Origin of the sequence: Psychrobacter nivimaris, from assembly GCF_043419765.1 — a bacterium.
Taxonomy (GTDB): Bacteria; Pseudomonadota; Gammaproteobacteria; order Pseudomonadales; family Moraxellaceae; genus Psychrobacter.
Genome location: NZ_JBHOFX010000002.1, coordinates 687,959 through 707,460 on the forward strand (window position 1 = coordinate 687,959; position 19,502 = coordinate 707,460).

Below are 19,502 nucleotides of genomic sequence, written 5' to 3' on the forward strand. Positions count from 1 at the left end.
TTCAGCTATTTTCTAATAACTTTAAATCTATCAATATCTTATCTATATCCCGATACCGTCTCTCTTCCCGCTTCGCCAATGCTTTATCGACAATACATTGATAATGACTATATTCTGCTGACAACGATGGTATGGGTTGTTGGCAATGCTGAATCGCCCACGCTTTCGATTTCTCACGGCTGTCAGCACTTACCTGAAACGGTCGCTTGCCTGTTAGTATCTCAACCATCATTACGCCAAACGCGTAGATATCACTTTGCACCGTTGCACCCTGACCTTGCCAGCGCTCAGGTGCAAGATACGCTGGTGTGCCAGCAGGATTTGGTTGGCTATTAGCCATCGTCATACGTTGTGATAAAGCAAAATCAGTGAGTAACAATCTAGGAGTCAGACTATTACTCATAGTATCTACTGGCCACTCATCATCAGAACCTTCAATCAAAATATTGCTAGGTTTAATATCATTATGTAGCCAGCCAGCCTGATGCAAATTGGCTATCAAGTGTGCAGACTTCATGATGAAATGATGCTTTTGTGATGCTATTAGTGACAGGTGTTTTGAAGCGGTCAGCTGACTCACCAAGCTACCATTAGGGTAATAAGGCATGACTACTATAACTAGTCGTTGCAACTGCGATAGTATCTGAACATCTACGCAATGTTGAGCCAATAGTGGCGGTGCGATAACGTTATCTTTGATTTTCGATGAAGCATTTACAGCAGCTAAAACCTCTGCTTCGTGAGTTAAATCGGAAGATATAGGATAAGCATCGGCATTCAACTGCCATTTAATCATCACGCTACCAAATTGTGGATGCTGGGCACGCGTTAGACCTTGGAAGTAAGTCTTGTCGATATGTTGCGTTTTGGCATCTTGCGTTTGTTCTGTGCTTTGCTGAGCAATACGTTGATGCACTATCTCACTAAAATGCTGTGCGACCAGTTCTTGGGTAATAATGGGCAATAGCTGCATCGCCTGCGCTTGCAAGGCTTGCGTAATAGACGGATTACTGGCACTATTTTCCATGGTATTGTTTCTCATAATATAGTGAGATTATTGCCTTCCCATTCGTATCATTTCCAAAGATAATAATAGCGCGAATAATGATTACAAGTACTACGCTTAGTATCCACTAAGATTGTAGGCACTGAAATTTCAGCAGCGTTAATTGTATTTTTGGGTATGGTATTAAAGACAACCTTAATTGCTAGAGCCACTATGTCACAACCAACTATCCCGACCATGCCATCTGAGCAACCTACTTATGCCCTACCCGCACCTTTGTTAGACTTACTCAGTCAGTACTTACAAGAGCGAGTCACACCAACTATTGAAATCGATCCAAGCCAGCTTGCTTATCGCTGGGTTGGTGGACGCACTGGTCATCTGCAACCTTTGTCGGTCAATTTGTTTTTGAGCTTAGATGACTTGCATGGTATCGATACGCAAAAATCGAAACTGGTACAAAACACCCGTCAGTTTATTAAAGGTTACCCTGCCAACCATGTATTGATGTCAGGCACACGCGGTGCCGGTAAGTCATCATTGATTCGCGCTTTGCTACAAGCCCATCATAGTGAAGGCTTGCGTATTATCGAGGTTGCGCGTGATGATCTGCAAGTATTGGATAAGATTCGTGCTGCTATTAATGCCCTACCAGCAGATTGTCATTGCCGCTATATCGTATACTGTGACGACCTCGCTTTTAATGGTCAAGACGAAAGCTATCGTGCGCTAAAGAGCGTGCTTGATGGATCGCTAGACTCTGAGCAAGACAAACTACTGGTCTACGCCACCAGTAATCGCCGTCGCTTACTACCACAGATGATGAAAGACAATGTCGATATCTATAATGGGCAGACGGATGAAGTAAATCCCTATGAAGCTATTGATGAGACCGTGTCATTATCAGATCGATTCGGTTTGTCCCTCACTTTCCATCCTATGGATCAGCAGACTTATCTGCATATCGTTCAGCATTATCTGAATTTAGAGCAGCAGAAAATCTCCGCTGATCTGGATAATGATGCTAAGGAAATTTTAGCAAGTCATTCTATGCCTGATAAGATTAGAAAGGATGCGCTACGTTGGGCCTCTGAACGTGGTGGTCGCTCAGGACGAGTTGCTTACCAGTTCAGTCGATACTGGAGCGGTATAACACAATTGGCTATCGAAGACAGTAAGCACTAGGTTATATTTAACGCTAAATCATATCTAAGCTTAGCCATGTCTAATCACTGCGTGCAGAGCCTATATACTGCACGCGACTCTCTTCTTGACTGCCCTTTTGACTGGCCTCTTGATTGCTTACCGACTCAATTGCACCATCAACCATATATTGGTCAAAATCTGCCGCCAGCCAGAGATTGCCTTTATAAATATTCTCAGCATCTAAACGAATATTTGCCATGTTTGGTGTCTTGCTATTAGGATTATCAAAACCCTGATAGCGAGCGCTAAAGTGCGTCAAAATTAGATTTTTGAGTCCAGCCGCTTGGGCAAATTCGCCGAGCAATTGGGCGCTACTATGCATCGGATCATAGTCTGGGTTTTTGGCTCGAATCTTAGTCAGTACCTCATGCGTATACGTCGCTTCATGCACCAATAAATCCGTATCTATAACGGCTTTGCGCAAACAGTTTGGCGTATCATTGTCTCCTGCCACCACCACTCGCGTCCGCTGTATCTCATCGTCGACATAGTCTACTGATTGCAATTGTCTACTATCCTCAGTCGTGACATCTTCGCCTTGCTGTAACTTGCCCCACAATGCACTGGCTGGAATACCATCTGCCACAAGCTTATCTGTATTAAGGATGCGGCGGCTAATAGTCTGAGTAATACCAAAGGCATGAGAAGCAACCCGATGTGATAGCCGCGTGATATCAATATCAAGCTGATGTTGGTCGCTTAAGCTAATACTGACCTTATTCATATCACCTTGCTCAGCTAACACCCCTTCAATCGCTATAAAATTGAGATCAAAGGGTAGATATAGCTCTGTAGTGGCAGTAATAGCTTCAAGCAAAGTAGCAATCGCTTTTGGGGCAATCAAAGTTAATGGTTCACGGCGTCCTGACATAGCAGCGCTAGCTAGCAACCCTGGTAGACCGTAGCAATGGTCACCATGCACATGAGTGATGCAAATAGCAGCCAATTGATGCAATGAGAGTTTGGTATGTAGCAACTGCTGCTGCGTGCCTTCACCGCAATCAATCAGCACCCATGGACGCGATTTCTTACTCTGATTATTCTGTTGACGACTTCCTTGCTGTACGCCAGAGCTATGCGGATTCAGACACTCTATTGCCAGTGCAGTCACATTACGCTGTTTGGTCGGTACACCTGCAGAGGTACCCAAAAAGGTTAGCTTTAGCATAATGATGCCTTTTATTTATCAGGAGTACTGGCTGAGAAGCACAAGTACGTCTCTTCATTCTAAAACGATAACAGAAATGAGATAAACGGAGAATTTGCCCTAGCTACGATAATTGGCATATCATGGTTTTTTGACCTTCAACCATTTGTCCACCATTGGCAGTGCACTCATTTACCATATTTGATTCGTAAGATTTCCAGCCACCATAAAAGCTTGCCGCACATAGAATTACCACTAGAATTTTCTGTGACCACGACTTGATAGAGACTTGCTGGCTATTAATCTGTTGGCTATTATTTTCTTGCATACTGGTATCTTGCTTATTAAGTGATGTTTGAGTTGCTGACTGATTGTCATCTTTGTCTAGGCTATCTTGTTTCAGATGGTCTTTATTCGAAGTATTTAGATCTGTCATAACATTATCCTAAAAAAGGCTTTGTTTATTCATAAACAAAGCCTTTGGTCTACATGGCTACTTAAGCGTTGAGAGAGGATTATACCAGTATCCTCTAAAAATTCAGACGACCGCCCTTTTTTTCTGCTCGCTTAAAGGCATCTCGCTCTTCGCAGCGTTTGAGCCAGTTCAAAAGATTGGTATATTTACTCTGATCTAGGCCTGCACCAGCATTGGCACCCAAGACCGCAAGATGCATTTGAATATCAGCAGCACTAAATTCGCTACCTGCAAACCAGTGATTTTCATGTAGATGACGCTCCATCATATCTAGCATCTTATCCAAACCACTACTGATCATGTTCTTTTCAATCTGACCTTGAATTTTTTTGCTAATAGGTTTGATTAACATTGGCGACTGAGACACTACTTTCGTGAATACCAAACGCATGACTAATAGTGGCATCAATGAAGCCTCTGCAAAGTGTAACCAAAACGTATAGGCTTCCCATGCTGCTTCGTTATTATCGTCAGGTTTGAACTGCTTTTCTTTATCATAGTGCTTAATCAAATATTCAATGATAAACCCTGACTCAATCAGCACACGATCGTCCACTTCTAATATTGGTGCATTACCAATCGGGTGCACTTGCTTGAGGCTATCAGGAGCACGGTATGCCTTGTTGCGCTCATAGCAAGTCAGTTTATAATCGGCGCCTAGCTCTTCTAACAGCCAGATAATACGAAACGAGCGCGAGTTTGCTAAATGATGAAGATGTAACATAAACCGTCCTAGTTATATATTGTAGTAAATCAGCCATAATACCTCAGATATAGCACCATACGTTTACTCAATCGCGGCACTACTGCTCTCGATAATAGCGTAATTTGTACTTCTTTAATACTGTGAGTTGGCAGACATGCTGGAAAACAATGCCTACCAAGTCAGTTCAGTTTAATTTTCATCTCAACCTACGCCTAAGACACTGTACTCTTTGACATCAATCTAAATGTAATGCTTCAATCTTACGCGTCATTTTATCTATCTTTTGCTGATATTTTTTGATCTGACGGAATCGATGCGCGATTAGCACGCCTTTGATACGGCGATTTTTCAGGCGACGACGTGGTGGAAAACTGCCCACTTGTGGCTCATTGTAGCCATGTAAGCGGTCTTCACGTTTACGCGCCATATAACCCAATGCGCTATCAGCAATCATAATCAGCAATGCGATAAAAATCATGCTGTACATCAGCATGGAACCACCATCATGTAAGTTACGATCTAAAATTGCGATTGAGAATATGAACAAGAATATTGGCTCAAGGTAGCACAAAGTCCCAAACAGTGAGACAGGCAACTTCTGACTCGCTACCATCGTCAATGACATTGCAGCGGTACTGATAATGCCTAATAATGGCAGCAAATACCAAAGCTTGTGGTTGGTTATTGCTACTTCAAAACCGCCATTCATATACAGTGCAACCAGTACCACTGGTAACAACAATACAAGGTCTGAAATCAGACCAGTAATAGGCGGCACTGCCAACTTGCGACGTAGTAGATAGTAAGGAGGATAACCCAAGCAAACAAACAAAGTCGCCCAAGAGATCGCACCATACTCAAAAATATCGTAAGCGATACCAAGACCTGCACATACGATAGCAGCCCACTGAAGTAAGCTCATGTCTTCGTTATAAAAGAACCTGCCGACAACAATCATAATCATCGGATATAGGAAATAACCCAACGTTACCTCAAGTCCCAAGCCATTGACTGGCGCCCACATAAATATCCAAATTTGCGCGCCCAAAATCGGTGTGGGTAATATAAATAAAAACCACTCTTTTGCGTTCTTTAGTGTTTTTAGATAATCAAAAATGTGCTGCCATTGCTTTAGTACGCTTACCAGCAGTACTAGACTAAAAAACATTGTCAGCACGCGCCACGAAGCGACTTGCGTACCTGATAATGGTTGCAGCAGTAGACCAAATAAGAACAGTAATGAGTATAAAAAATTTGCAGCGACAGCAGTGATTGTACCCTGCGAGGTTTGGTTAGTAGTCAGCATCACAACAGCCTTTAAAGATTGGGGCACATCCATGGCAATTTTTAAAAAAAACAAAAGCCTCAGACGAGAACGTCTGAGGCTTTTGCATATAAGGTCGTCGCGCAATCTAAGTTGAACGCTTTTGATGTGTTAGGCGTACATCATGGTCGGCATTATGTCAAAGTCAGAATGAATAAGCAATGCCACTGTTCATCTAGTGTCTAAACTTTTAAATTGAGTAAATTTAATGCAGGTAAGTGCTTATTTTGCATCAAGTTGTTCGATTTTTTGCTGTATCTTATCCATCTTCTTTTGGTAACGAAGAATCTTACGAAAACGATGGGCTTTTAGCACGCCATCGATACGCTGATTGATAAAATGACGACGTGGTGGAAAGCCGCCAATCTGAAGCTCTCTATAGCCATGCAAGCGGTCATTACGCTGACGAACGAGGTAACCTTTTATGCTATCGGCCATCATGACCAGTAGCGCAAGCGTAATCATGCCATACATAAAGAGCGAACCACCTTCTTCAAGGCTTTGACTCAGAATAGTAATAGACAACACAAATAACAGCATCGGCTCGATATAACTTAATGCCCCAAACAGTGATACTGGCAACTTGCTACTGGCAATCATCGTCAGCGACATCGCAAGCGCACTAAAAGCACCAAGCAGCGGCAATAGATACCAGAACTTCACATCTTGCGCCGCAACATCAAAACCACCCGTCATATATAGCACAATGAGCACAACTGGTGTCAACAGCGTCAAATCAAATAACAAACCCGTAATGGGTGGTACAGAAAGAGTGCGCCTTAGCAGGTAATATGGTGGATAACCCAAGCATACAAACAATGTCACCCAAGAGACTGAACCATACTGAACAATATCGTAGCCGATACCGAGTGCTGCAAATATCGCAGCAGCCCACTGCAAGATGCTCATATACTCATGATAAAAGAATCGACCAAGCACAATCATCACTAGCGGCAATAAGAAATAACCCAACGTGACATCGAGACCAAACCCATTGACCGGAGCCCACATAAACAACCAAATCTGTCCACCTAGGATTGGTGCTGGCAATATAAATATTAACCATTCCTTGACTGTCTTTAGCGTCTTTATATAATCAAAAACACGTTGCCACTGCTTAGTCAAACTGACCAATATCACCAAACTGAGCAACATCATGAGCACACGCCATGACGCTACTTGCGTCCCTGTTAAGGGCAACATAAACAGTCCAAACAAAAACATCATCGAGAATAAAAAGCTCGATGATACCGAAGCAACCGTTCCCTGAAAAGTTTGATTGGTCGTAAGCATAACAACAGCCTTAAAAAATAGAACCTTATTTACAGTATTGAAAAAATGAGAGTTAAAAAACAAAAGCCTCCGACGATAACGTCAGAGGCTTTTTTCTAGAAAAATGCTAAGAGACTAGACTCAAAAGCTAATTACCAAGACTATTACTCGTCATCGTCTTATGCATAGTTAGTCTATTATAGATTGTCACTTGGTTTATGATCGTTTGCAATATCAATCACATCATCGACGTCAGTAGTTGCAGTACTGTCAGTTGTCGCATCAATATCTATCTGCTCCTGACCTTCTACCTCAAACGTACCGTCTTCTCTCATGGCATCGATAAGCTCGTCATCGCTTTCTTCGTGCTCAACACGCGCCATAGCAACCAGTTTTTCATCTTTTGACAGACGAATCAATGTTACCCCTTGCGTATTACGACCAGAGCTAGCGACATGCTCAACTGGAGTACGAACCAACGTCCCTTTATCAGAGATTAAGATAATATCATCAGTAGAGTCAACCTTAGTCGCTCGTACTAGTGCGCCATTACGCTCACTGGTCTTAATAGCGATCACACCGCCACCGCCACGATTTTGTGTATTGAACTCATCGATAAAGGTACGTTTACCAAAGCCGTTTTCACAAGCAATCAGGATTTCACGTACATCATCTTCGATAACGACCAATGATTTGATAAATTCATCAGTAGCCAGACGCATACCGCGGACGCCTTTAGCCGTACGGCCCATCGCACGTGCATCATTCTCATCAAAACGAATGGCTTTACCACTTGAAGCGAACAACATCACTTCTTGGCTACCGTTAGTGATACGAGCGCTGACCAATTTGTCACCGTCTTCTAACCCAACCGCAATCAAACCGTTCGAGCGAATATTGGCAAACTGCTTCAGCTCTACCCGCTTCACTGTACCATTAGCAGTGGCAAAGAACACAAAAGGCGGCTCTGCTTGGTTGCTATCTTCTACCGAATCGTCATCATTGCTTACTTCCGATACCTCACTTACTACTGATGTATCTTCTACGATCTTTGGAATTGGTAGTATGGTCGTAACGGTTTCGTCGCTATTTAGGCCAATTAGATTGACCAATGGACGACCCCGAGCACCGCGACTGGCAATCGGCACTTCAAAACCACGTAGACTAAAGACACGTCCACTATCAGTGAAACACAGTACCGTAGAATGCGTTGATGTTACGACTAAATGATCGATTACATCGTCTTCTTTCATTGCCGTGGCAGACTTACCTTTACCGCCGCGCTTTTGTGCAACATAATCATCAATCGGCTGAGTTTTGGCGTAGCCAGTACGCGACACCGTCATGACAACCGTTTGCTCAGGGATAAGGTCTTCACGACTAAAGTCCATACGTGAATCGATGATATCGGTACGGCGCTCATCACCGAAATTATCACGAATCTCGATCATCTCATTAGAGATAATAGCCATCAGCTTATCAAAATCGCCAAGGATAGACTCTAAATGCGCGATTTCACGCAGTAAGTCTTGATATTCTTCGGTCAATTTATCTTGCTCAAGACCAGTCAAACGATGCAATTGCATATCTAAAATCGCATTGACCTGCTCAAGTGACAAGCGATAACGTTCTTCGCCTTCAATCAGACCAAACGGCGCTTTAGGATCTTCGCCATCGATAAACTCAGGACGTACTGATTGACTACCAGCAGCCGTGAGCATCGCAACGACGCTACCTGAACCCCATGTGTTATTTAATAGACTTTCACGAGCCAATCCACGGTTTGCAGAGGCTTTAATCGTCGCAATAATTTCGTCGATATTGGCTAGTGCGACCGTTAGACCTTCTAGCAAATGACCACGAACACGGGCTTTGTTCAATTCATAAATCGTACGGCGGGTCACCACTTCTTGACGATGACGAACAAACGCAGCGATAAGCTGACGCAAGGTCAGTAGTTTTGGCTGACCATTATCGAGTGCCACCATATTGATACTAAAGCTAGACTCTAGTGGCGTTTGTAGAAATAGGTTATTAACAATAACTTCAGCCGTCTCACCGCGACGCAAATCAATAGCGATACGCATACCGTCTTTATCAGACTCATCACGAATTTCGCTAATACCTTCGATTTTTTTATCACGAACCAATTCTGCGATACGCTCAATCAGTTTGGCTTTGTTAGCCTGATAAGGTACTTCGGTAAATACAATACGCTCACGATCACGGTTGACGCCAGCATTGCTCATTGGCTCGATATGATAACGACCACGAATATGCAAACGGCCTTTACCAGTACGATAAGCATCTAAAATGCCCGCGCGACCATAGATAATACCGCCCGTAGGAAAATCAGGACCTGAGATGTGCGACATCAGCTCTTCAGCTGAAACTTGTGGGTTTTCAGCATAGGCCAGACAAGCATTGATCACTTCAGTCAGATTATGCGGGGCCATATTGGTCGCCATACCAACGGCAATACCCGTCGCACCATTGACCAATAGGTTAGGAATACGCGCTGGCATCACACTTGGCATGCGCTCAGAGCCGTCGTAGTTGTCTTCCCAATCGACCGTATCCTTGTCCAAATCAGCGAGCATCTGGTGGGTCAGTTTGGTCATACGTACTTCGGTATAACGCATCGCTGCCGGAGGATCATCATCGATCGAGCCAAAGTTACCTTGACCATCAACCATTGGATAGCGCAAGCTGAAATCCTGCGCCATACGGACGATGGCATCATAGACGGCACTATCGCCATGTGGATGGTACTTACCGATAACATCACCGACCACACGTGCTGATTTTTTGTACGGTTTATTATAATCGTTTGATAGCACGTGCATGGCATACATCACGCGGCGGTGTACAGGTTTGAACCCATCACGCACATCAGGCAGCGCACGCGAGACGATCACGCTCATCGCATAATCCAAATACGACTGCTTTAGTTCATCTACGATGCCAATAGGACTGACCGATTCGCTCATATACACTCCTTCACTCACATTTTTTTCTAACGTTGACACATCGCTTATGGCACCCGTAGATCATATAAAAATACTGCCACATAAATGGGCAGTCATGACCAAAATAGAAACCATAAAAAAACACTGCTACACGTGCAAAACAATAGGAAAATAGTGATACGGTTTTTGTTAAAAACAATGTTTAGTAAAAGAAGCTATTTTAGCACAAATTTGCTGATTTAGGGGGTTCAGGCTACCATTAAAATCAAGCTAGGCGGTTCATTCACAGTGATATTTTGAATGACCAACACACGCTAAAATAATTCTAATGGCAGGTTTTTTTTGATTGGCTGATTTTGCCATTTTTACAGACGAACTTACCATCTGCTGAGCAATGAGACACCCCGCCCATTTTACCTGAACAAGGCGTATTTTGAGCTTGTGCTTGGCTCATAGATGTAAAGGCAAATACTAGAGCTAGTAGTACTGTGCTGATTGATTTCATTGTTTATTCTCCGTATCTGATGGATATTAAATAGAAAAATACTATACTTATTAGCTACAGTTCGACAAGATTTATTTTGACTAACTGAGTAGATACTTATATTTCTATCTACAATTCAACATGACATTTAATTTAACGCTAAAATCTTGAGCATAGGGCTCATACGTGGTTTGCATATAAGCTCTATTGACCAAACAACTAGGATGCTTAGAATATTTAGCCAATACAACAACACCTAAAACTGTCTCTGACGTGAACTGATTGTTTTTATGGTCATATTGTTTTCATAACCATAATGCTTTGTCATGAGCTAATAGCTTTCAAAGTCATATCACTCTCATGAGCACATTATGATTTAAACCACTTTGATGCAGCTATTTTTTGAGTGATACTGGACAAAAAAATTCTAACCGCTACACTACCTCATCTTTTATAGCACTTACATAACGACTTAACAGGCTCCTATTACTATGGATATCATTCTTGCAATTGTTTGGATTTTAGCAATGGTGCTATATAGCTTTTCGAGCGATTACGTTGCTAGCTTTCCTAACCATAACAATCGCGCTGTCCCTTATGTCCGTTGGGGAGCACTTTTAGTCGCTATGGCTTTATCAGCATACTTGTCAAAAGCCTACCAAGAAAACCTACAAGGCAATGGTATGTGGGTGTTTGTTATCGTTGTATTTGTCGTTATTGTATTAGCGAAGGTCGTTTTTAAATGGGTAATTAACAGACGTTTGAAACGCTAGTTAATACTAAATATTTTTTATAGTCAAAGAAATCTAAAACAGCTACAAGGCAGCCGACCGCAGATTGTACTTATAATACCTCTAGGGAGGGTAATACCGTAGCGGTTTAGTAGTTCGCTGACTATACTGTAAACCTCTTAATTATTGATCTAAATACCTATGACAATTAAACATCAAGATAGCCAGCCTGACTCAAACCTTTCTATACCAGCAGAAAACGATCGAGCAGATCGTAGTTTCGATGCCATTGCCGATCATTTCGAAAAGAAAGTGTATGGTGGTTTAAAAGGCGAGATTCGATTGGCTGTGCTACGCCGTGATATTTTTGAATATAGCGCACAGATGAGTGAGGCACTTGGGCGACCGCTACGTATCTTAGATGTGGGTGCAGGGCTTGCACAAATTGCGATAGAACTTGCTGCTCAAGGTCATAGCGTAGTCATCAATGATATATCAGCAAATATGCTTGAGAAAGCAAAAGCGAGCGCAGAACACATCGAGCAAGAACTAGACATCACGTGGTATGTTTGCCCTTATCAAGCGCTTGAAGAAAAACTGGCTCAGGCAGAGACAGCAAAATTTGATTTGATTATGTCGCATGCGCTACTTGAATGGTTGGCAGAACCAGCGGCGGTCATGAACTTTTTTGATAAGCACTTAATAGATGGTGGCGCACTATCTGTCTGCTTCTATAATCCAGCAAGTTTCGATTATCGCAATCTTATCATGGGGAATTTTAACTTACTCGATAGCTTACTTGATGGTAACGATTACAAAGCGGACAATAAAAAAAGCCTCACCCCCAACCATCCCGTTGCCAAAGAAGAAGTCGAGTCTTGGCTCAAAGTGCATGATTATCAGACGGTACGTAGCAGTGGTTTACGAGTGTTTCATGATTATGCACCGCTTAAACGTGGCGGTCATAACGATCCAGATGCAGTGATAAGAATGGAGTTACGCTACTCACAGTTAGAGCCGTACAAATGGCTTGGCCGTTATTTACATATTTTGGCTAAACGTTAAATTGAGACGACAGCTGAAGAATGAATAAAGACTACTAAACTTCTTCATCCATTCTCGATGATCTATCATACTCTGACCAAGTAGTGGCATTGATGTCTTTTTCATCGAAGACTACGACATGCTCTAGCAAAGGCAGAATGCCAATATGCGAGCCGATTGCATGATTATGATGACTCGCAACTAAGGATAAGACAGTCTGTCCGTCATCTAACTGCAGTCGGTACAAATAGTTGGCACCGCGAAACACACGTCCAATAACTAAAGCTGTCTGTGTACTGTCGTCATCATGAATAATATCATCAGGGCGCACGAGTACTTTGATTGGCGTACCATTTGGATAATCATATTCGCAGTACTGTGGTTGGCCAGATTCATCATAGACTTCCATGCGGCGATAGATATTACCTAGCGCCGTCTCAACATGGCCTTCTTTGATAATACCGTCTATCATGGCGCCTTCGCCTACGAATTCTGCAACAAAAGGACTGACAGGCTCATGATACAGCTCGCTTGGCCTTGCCCACTGTACCAATCGTCCTTTATCCATTACCCCTACTTTATCGGCTAGCGCAAATGCTTCATTTTGATCGTGAGTGACCAAAATCGCTGTAGTATTGGTACGTTTGAGAATATCACGGACATTCATTGCTAGTGATTCACGCAGCACCACATCTAGATTAGAGAACGGCTCGTCAAGTAATAGTAGTTTTGGTTTGGGTGCTAGCGCTCTTGCGAGAGCCACGCGTTGCTGTTGACCACCAGAAAGCTCATTAGGACGTTTGTCTGCATGTTCAGTCAATTCGACTAAGCTTAGCATCTCAGCCACACGGGCTTTTTTGTCAGCAGCTGACCATTTATTGAGACCAAAGGCGATGTTTTTTGCCACGCTTAAATGACCAAACAGAGCATAGTCTTGAAACACCATGCCCATGCCACGTTTGGCTGGCGCAACTGCAAATGATTGACGAGTTGTCTTCTCAGTTAGGCGCTGATTGTTCAAATAGATAGTGCCGCCGCGACTTTGCTCCAGTCCCGCGATTGCTCGTAGCGCTGTGGTCTTCCCGCAGCCACTATAACCCAAGAAGCAACCAATCTCTCCTTGTTCTAGCATCAATGATAGACCATTGACGACAATAGTATCGTCATAGCCTACGATGAGATTTTGCACACTAAAGTAAGGATCTGTCGCGATATGTTTCTCAGTATTTTGTTGTGAGGTACTGCTCTGCTCTACAGTTTTATTCGGCTGAACTGGATTAATTCTATTTTGTGACAGTGGTGATTTTGCTACAGGCATGTGGTTAGCCCGAGCCTTTTCTGACTTAGAATTTGTAGAGTCGTTCATTGAATCAGTGTACATAGACGGTACCAGTTCGCTATTAGTAAGTAAAACCATCGATAAAACAGAGCAAATTATAATATAGCTGACACTACGAGTGTGCTGTTAAACTTATACCAAATTATTGCTATTAACTTTGTTGCTATTAGCTGTGTTTATCGCTTTGACGCAGTAGTATCCAGACAGGAAGCAAGCCAACTAACACGATTAGCAAACTCGGCAATGCGGCTCGTCCCCACATACCTTCGCTCGTCATTTCAAATACTCGTACTGCAAGCGTATCCCAGCCTTGACGCCGTGTCATCAGCGTAATGGGCATCTCTTTCATCACTTCGACAAAGCCCATCAATAATGCAGTCAATACGCCAGGGCTAAGCACAGGTAGCATTACATGACGCCATCGCTGATAAGGACTGTCACTCAGTAATTTTGCAGCAGCTTCTTGATTGACTGTCAATCGCTGCAATTGTCTGTCAACTGGCTGAAAGCTCACCGTCATAAAACGTGTCGATAACGCCAGTAGCATAACAATGACACTGCCAGAAAGCACTTGCTGTGAGGTGATACCAAACGCAATCATTTGATTATCAAGCCACGCAATAGGTATAAATATCCCTACCGCCAATACAGTCCCCGGTACGACATAGCCTAAATTGGCTAAAGTGGTCATTAGCTTAGTCGATTTATCAGGATACTGCCGTTTGATCCACGCAATGATAATCGCCAAAAAAGCAATAAATAGCGTGGTCATACTAGCAATCATGAGGCTGTTGGTAACAAAATCAATGTAACGCGCATCAAAATCTTGGCGAAAATTCAGTGCTGTCCAATAGATAAGCTGCAAAAAAGGTATCAAGAAGGCGATTAAAAAGATGAGCGTACACAGCAGTGTCATGGCGAGTTTGGCAGGTTTGCTAGCGTCAAAGCGTTGGCTGCTACCTTGGGTAAGTGAGCTACCACGCTTAGCTTGCCAATACTGCTCAAACAATACCACGATAAAAATCACACCAATAAGCAAGGCTGCTAACTGAGCCGCTGTGGTCAAACTAAAAAAACCAAACCATGCTTTATAAATAGCGGTAGTAAAAGTATCGACATTAAATACAGATACTGCACCAAAATCTGCTAAGGTTTCCATACTGGCTAGTAATAAGCCGCCAATGATCCAAGGTAGTGCTTGCGGTAATGCCAACCGAAAGAACACACGGCTACGACTCAAACCTAGCATCTGCCCCGCTTCTATCGCTCGCCTGCCTTGTGACAAAAATGCCTGACGCGCGAGCAAATATACATAAGGGTAAAACGCTAGCGATAATACCAAGCCTGCGCCCCATACATTCCTTATCGACGGTATGGCAGTACTGATACCGGAATCCCGCAGAGCTGTCTGTAGCGGCCCACTAAAATCAACAATGCCAATAGTGACAAATGCCAATACATAAGCAGGGATGGCAAGTGGCAACATCAACGCCCACGAAAAGAAACGCTGACCCGGGAAACGATACATACTAGTGACCCAAGCTAGAGCAGTACCAATAGTGCCTGAAACAACTGTCACCATTAGCAATAAAATCGCCGTGTTTTTGAGCACTTGCGGCAGTACATAGTCTGCCATATGTGTCCAAATCTCTGCCACTGGCTGAGTCCACGACAGCAGCACGATTAAAATTGGTACTAGCATAAACAACGAAATCAGCCCTAAGACTGATTTCGAGATAATACGTTTACGAAGGGCGTGGTCTTGGCTGACAGTCTGCTTGTCATTAACACCGCCATTGACAGTATCGTTTTGACTAACAGACGCATCTGGCGTTGTGATCATATTATCATTACCGTGTCATACGTATAGAGACCTTATAAGCTTATACCAACCTCAAAATCGTCATTACTTGAATAACTCCTTTGTAATGACTAACCTTTGAACCTATTCTTTAAAAGCTGTTGTTTAAAAGCTATTGCTTAAGAACTATTGTCTCGAAGTTATGATTTTGCGATTGGTATCAGTATTACTGGCGATCCCTTATTTATAACCCGCTTTATCCATCATTTGGATAGCTTGAGTTTGTAGTTCACCGAATTTCTGTACATTGATATCGTCTTTTTTGAACTCGCCCCATGATCTGAGCATGTCTGACTCATCGATACCTACTTTTACTGGGAATTCTTTGTCAGAGCTGGCATAGAGACCTTGTGCCTCATCAGATGACAACCACTCTATCAGTTTAAGCGTGCCATCTGGATTGTCTGAACCTGCAACTACGCCAGCGCCTGAGATGTTTACGTGCGTACCAGTCGTATCTTGGTTTGCCCAAAATATCTTCACAGGGAAGTTTGGTTTTTCGTCCAATAGACGACCATAGTAGTAGCTATTGGCAATACCCACTTCACACTGACCAGCAGCGATAGCTTCTAGCATCGCAACGTCATCACTGAACACATCAGTCGCTAGGTTATCAACCCACCCTTTGATAACTGCTTCGGTTTTTTCTTCGCCCAAATGCTCCATCATGCTAGCAACAAGCGATTGGTTATAAACCTTTTTAGAGGTACGTAAGCATAGTTTGCCTTTCCATTTTGGATCGGCCAAATCTGCATAAGTAGACAACTGGTCGGCAGTGACTTTGCTTGGGTCATAAAAGATAGTACGTGCACGTAGTGACAGACCTGTCCACTGACCTTTTGGATCACGGTATTTTGCAGGGACGTTAGCTTCTAACACAGTAGATGATACTGGCTGCAATAGGCCTTGCTCTGCAGCTTGCCATAAGTTACCAGCATCAACGGTCAATAGCATATCAGCTGGAGTATTCTGACCTTCCGCTTGCAAACGCGCCATGAGTGGACCTGTTTTGTCCGTGACCAACTCAACTTTTACGCCTGTTTGCTCAGTATAGCGATCTAGCAATGGCTTAATCAGCTGCTCATTACGTGATGAGTAGATAGTAATCGTCTGACTATCAGCAGTCGTAGCTTCGTCAGTTGCTGCTTGCTGCTCAGCACCTGTTTCTGTTGACTCTACTTCTACGCTTTCTTCTGTGGTTGAAGAATTACTACAACCTGCTAGACCCAACATCATGCCAAATACGGCTGCAGGTAGGATAAGCTTCGTAGAGGTTAGATTAGCGCTGATAGCGTTCAATGACATGGTTTTCCCCATAGTAATGCTATAAAAAAGTAAGACGGATAGTGAGACAAAATAACAGTGATTATAACGCTGACTTGCTAAGCGCTAGCAGTAATCAGACCATAATATATCAAAGCAACATACTAATGGAAGTGAGATTAATTATCAATACATTTGTTTAACTGGCAAATATATCAGTGATGAGTCTTGAGCATTGATTTTTAAGAACTATTTTTCACCAGCTCTTTCAACAGTTTGGTCTAACGACGCGTTTTAGTGTCCATCTAAAGCAGCCATTGTCCCAAAATTGCATTGACCGCAGCTTCCGTTCGTAAGATACGAGAGCCTATATGTACAGGCGTGCAGCCTTGTGCTGACAGCAGCTCTACCTCATAGTCGATCCAGCCACCTTCAGCGCCTATGCAAACTATACCCGGTAGCTCTCGTGATGGTTGCTTTTGTAAAAACTCAGAAAAGGACTGCTGACTATAAGGATGCGCAACAATCGCTCGATTGCTCATTAAGCTTGCAAGTGTGTCTTCAACAAATGGCTTAAAACGTTTTTGTAACGTAATACTAGGAACAATCGTATCGATGCTTTGCTGTAGGCCTTCTAATACAAACTCGTCTATCCGCTCAAGCATGGGACTTTGCCAATAGCTTTTTTGGGTACGGTAGCTATTGATAAGAATGATATCGCGTACACCAAGCGCTGTCATATCCATGATTAAACGCCGTAGCACTTTAGGACGCGGTAACGCTAAAATAACAGTTAAGTCCAATTTGGCTGGCGGCGCAGTATTCAACTGGACGTTACCTAGCCGAATACTGTCAGCGGTAATATCTTCGATAACAGCAGTACCAAGATTGCCACCGATTTGGCCAATTTTAAGCGTATCACCGACTTTTGCGCCCAGCACTTTAGTCACATGGCTGACTTGAGACAAGGCATCGATTTTTGCTGTGTCTGATGAGAAGTTTTCAGCGGGCAATAATATACAGTTCATAAATTATCTTGGTTAGAAGACATCTCGATAGCGTCTTCAATCATAGTAAATTGGCGGGTCAATACCGCTTGCTGCTGTGTCGTCATTTGCTCGCCAGCTTGTCCTGCCTGCGCGGCCAATGGTAAATTACTTAGCCAAGTCTCTAGCTGCGTATAAATGCTCACAGCGTCTTCACGGTTATAAGCTGTTTTCTTACGAGAGGATTTTTTATTCGCCTTTAACTGGTCATCACTGGCCATCTGTGAATCTGCACCGTTTGATTCAACTGGGCAATAAAAATCATTACTTGGCTGATATAAAGCGCCTACTTCAGCCAATTTATCTATCACGCTTTGACAAGACTGAGTATAACGCCCCATCAGTACAGGCGTTGCCACACTTGCAGGCTCCACTGGATTATGCCCACCAATATCTACCAGTGAGCCGCCCACAAATGCTACATTTGCCAATGTATACCAAGTCATCATCTCACCCATGCTGTCTGCTAGATAGACTTGCGTATCTGCACTAATCATATCTCCATCACTGCGCCGAGCCATATTTAACCCAGTTTTTTGAATGAGTTCTGCTACTGCGTCAAAACGCTCAGGATGTCTAGGGACAATAACAAGCAACGTATCTGCTAATGTAGCTTGAGACAGTAGTTGCTGCTGCAATGACAACGCTGCTGCCTCTTCGCCATCGTGAGTACTTGCAGCGACCCACACAGGACGATCTGCTATACCAAACTCTGCTCGCAGATCAGCTTTCTTACTATGAATACTGTTATCTTCTACCGCTTTGTCATCAGTTGTGGACGCATTGATTACCCACTTTAATGAGCCTGCTACGCGAATTTGGGCGCTACTAGCCCCTAACTGCCTAAAGCGTTTAGCAGAGTCGCTGTCTTGCGCAATAATTAAGGAGAGGTTTTTCATCATACTGGCGCTGACTGCACCAATTTTTTGATAACTCTGAAAAGAAGAAGCAGATAGTCGACCATTGACTAGGATACTTGGAATACGGTGCTGAGATAATTTGGTCAAGATATTTGCCCATAGCTCTGTTTCTACAAACAATGCAGCGATAGGCTGTACATGCGTCAAGAAAGTCTCGATAACAGCAGGGCTGTCGACTGGCACATAGCTATGACTCATCTGACCCTGAGCTATCTGTTCTGCAAAACGACTGGCACCACGAGCAAAACCTGTCTGAGTCGTATTGGTCAACCATATCTGATAGCCATTAGCCAATAACATATTTAATAAAGGCGCAACCGTATTGGTCTCACCTAATGAGACTGCGTGGCACCAAATTACCCCTTTGTCGATATCAGCATTGACCACTGGACGCGGTGGATACTGCTTACCAAAACGCTGATCAATTTCCTGCTGATAGTTGTCGTTTTTATGAGATCGACGCCATACTTGCAGACGATATAGTGGCTTTAGCAGCCCAATAAGAGACTGATAATATAAAGGTGTCTCGTGTACCGCACGACTAGGCGATGATACAGGGTCAATTGGATTTGCAGAGTGGTCAGACGGGGTATTAGATGATGGCATGGAACAGCCCAGATTAGTTATGAATCAAACAATAAAAGGGTAAAGGTAAAGCGCGCCAATTCTACCTGAATTTAAGCTGTAACAATAAGCTTTTAAAAAGTTA

General features: G+C 43.2%; 16 protein-coding genes. 3 read left to right on the forward strand and 13 right to left on the reverse strand.

The window, feature by feature from the left end:
- Position 1: 1 nt before the first annotated feature.
- A complete protein-coding gene (locus ACHEVO_RS06165; protein WP_394124303.1) occupies positions 2–1,042 on the reverse strand; it encodes a serine/threonine protein kinase in 1,041 nt (346 codons plus the stop codon).
- A 177-nt stretch (positions 1,043–1,219) separates the two neighbouring features.
- On the opposite strand from ACHEVO_RS06165, the gene ACHEVO_RS06170 reads away from it, so the two are divergent.
- Complete coding sequence (locus ACHEVO_RS06170) at positions 1,220–2,191, forward strand: ATP-binding protein (RefSeq protein ID WP_394124304.1); 972 nt, start codon at positions 1,220–1,222, stop codon at positions 2,189–2,191.
- A gap of 40 nt (positions 2,192–2,231) precedes the next feature.
- Here the strand turns inward: ACHEVO_RS06170 and ACHEVO_RS06175 are convergent, their stop codons facing one another.
- The 7 genes from ACHEVO_RS06175 to ACHEVO_RS06205 form a co-directional block, all read right to left on the reverse strand.
- The gene (locus ACHEVO_RS06175; RefSeq protein ID WP_394124305.1) at positions 2,232–3,380 is read right to left on the reverse strand and encodes a ribonuclease Z; all 1,149 of its coding nucleotides are present in this window, start codon (positions 3,378–3,380) and stop codon (positions 2,232–2,234) included.
- Positions 3,381–3,483: 103 nt separating this feature from the next.
- Positions 3,484–3,795: a hypothetical protein gene (locus tag ACHEVO_RS06180; protein WP_102092000.1), complete on the reverse strand. Its 312-nt coding sequence runs from the start codon at positions 3,793–3,795 to the stop codon at positions 3,484–3,486.
- 94 nt (positions 3,796–3,889) lie between these two features.
- Positions 3,890–4,558 (reverse strand): glutathione S-transferase, encoded by a 669-nt coding sequence (locus ACHEVO_RS06185; RefSeq protein ID WP_394124306.1) that lies wholly within the window; start codon positions 4,556–4,558, stop codon positions 3,890–3,892.
- 217 nt (positions 4,559–4,775) lie between these two features.
- Positions 4,776–5,873 carry an EamA family transporter RarD gene (rarD, locus tag ACHEVO_RS06190; protein ID WP_290178358.1) on the reverse strand — a complete coding sequence of 366 codons (1,098 nt, stop codon included), beginning with the start codon at positions 5,871–5,873 and terminating at the stop codon, positions 4,776–4,778.
- 213 nt (positions 5,874–6,086) lie between these two features.
- The gene (gene rarD / locus ACHEVO_RS06195) at positions 6,087–7,157 is read right to left on the reverse strand and encodes an EamA family transporter RarD (RefSeq protein WP_394124307.1); all 1,071 of its coding nucleotides are present in this window, start codon (positions 7,155–7,157) and stop codon (positions 6,087–6,089) included.
- A 176-nt stretch (positions 7,158–7,333) separates the two neighbouring features.
- Positions 7,334–10,126 (reverse strand): DNA gyrase subunit A, encoded by a 2,793-nt coding sequence (gene gyrA, locus ACHEVO_RS06200; RefSeq protein ID WP_394124308.1) that lies wholly within the window; start codon positions 10,124–10,126, stop codon positions 7,334–7,336.
- A gap of 304 nt (positions 10,127–10,430) precedes the next feature.
- A complete protein-coding gene (locus ACHEVO_RS06205) occupies positions 10,431–10,610 on the reverse strand; it encodes a hypothetical protein (protein WP_394124309.1) in 180 nt (59 codons plus the stop codon).
- A 470-nt stretch (positions 10,611–11,080) separates the two neighbouring features.
- Here ACHEVO_RS06205 and ACHEVO_RS06210 point away from each other — a divergent pair, with 470 nt between their 5' ends.
- Complete coding sequence (locus tag ACHEVO_RS06210; RefSeq protein WP_101206189.1) at positions 11,081–11,362, forward strand: hypothetical protein; 282 nt, start codon at positions 11,081–11,083, stop codon at positions 11,360–11,362.
- A 159-nt stretch (positions 11,363–11,521) separates the two neighbouring features.
- On the forward strand, positions 11,522–12,385 hold the full coding sequence (locus tag ACHEVO_RS06215; protein WP_394124310.1) for a methyltransferase domain-containing protein: 864 nt from the start codon (positions 11,522–11,524) through the stop codon (positions 12,383–12,385).
- A gap of 34 nt (positions 12,386–12,419) precedes the next feature.
- Here ACHEVO_RS06215 and ACHEVO_RS06220 read toward each other — a convergent pair whose 3' ends face one another.
- The 5 genes from ACHEVO_RS06220 to ACHEVO_RS06240 all read right to left on the reverse strand — a co-directional run bounded on the left by ACHEVO_RS06220 (position 12,420) and on the right by ACHEVO_RS06240 (position 19,399).
- The gene (locus tag ACHEVO_RS06220; RefSeq protein ID WP_394124311.1) at positions 12,420–13,745 is read right to left on the reverse strand and encodes an ABC transporter ATP-binding protein; all 1,326 of its coding nucleotides are present in this window, start codon (positions 13,743–13,745) and stop codon (positions 12,420–12,422) included.
- A gap of 124 nt (positions 13,746–13,869) precedes the next feature.
- On the reverse strand, positions 13,870–15,546 hold the full coding sequence (locus ACHEVO_RS06225) for an ABC transporter permease (protein WP_298808163.1): 1,677 nt from the start codon (positions 15,544–15,546) through the stop codon (positions 13,870–13,872).
- 198 nt (positions 15,547–15,744) lie between these two features.
- Positions 15,745–16,869: an extracellular solute-binding protein gene (locus ACHEVO_RS06230; protein WP_298808164.1), complete on the reverse strand. Its 1,125-nt coding sequence runs from the start codon at positions 16,867–16,869 to the stop codon at positions 15,745–15,747.
- 263 nt (positions 16,870–17,132) lie between these two features.
- On the reverse strand, positions 17,133–17,855 hold the full coding sequence (locus tag ACHEVO_RS06235) for a 16S rRNA (uracil(1498)-N(3))-methyltransferase (protein WP_394124312.1): 723 nt from the start codon (positions 17,853–17,855) through the stop codon (positions 17,133–17,135).
- Positions 17,852–19,399: a 3-deoxy-D-manno-octulosonic acid transferase gene (locus tag ACHEVO_RS06240; protein ID WP_394124313.1), complete on the reverse strand. Its 1,548-nt coding sequence runs from the start codon at positions 19,397–19,399 to the stop codon at positions 17,852–17,854. The genes ACHEVO_RS06235 and ACHEVO_RS06240 overlap by 4 nt, the downstream gene beginning before the upstream one ends.
- Positions 19,400–19,502 lie beyond the last annotated feature (103 nt).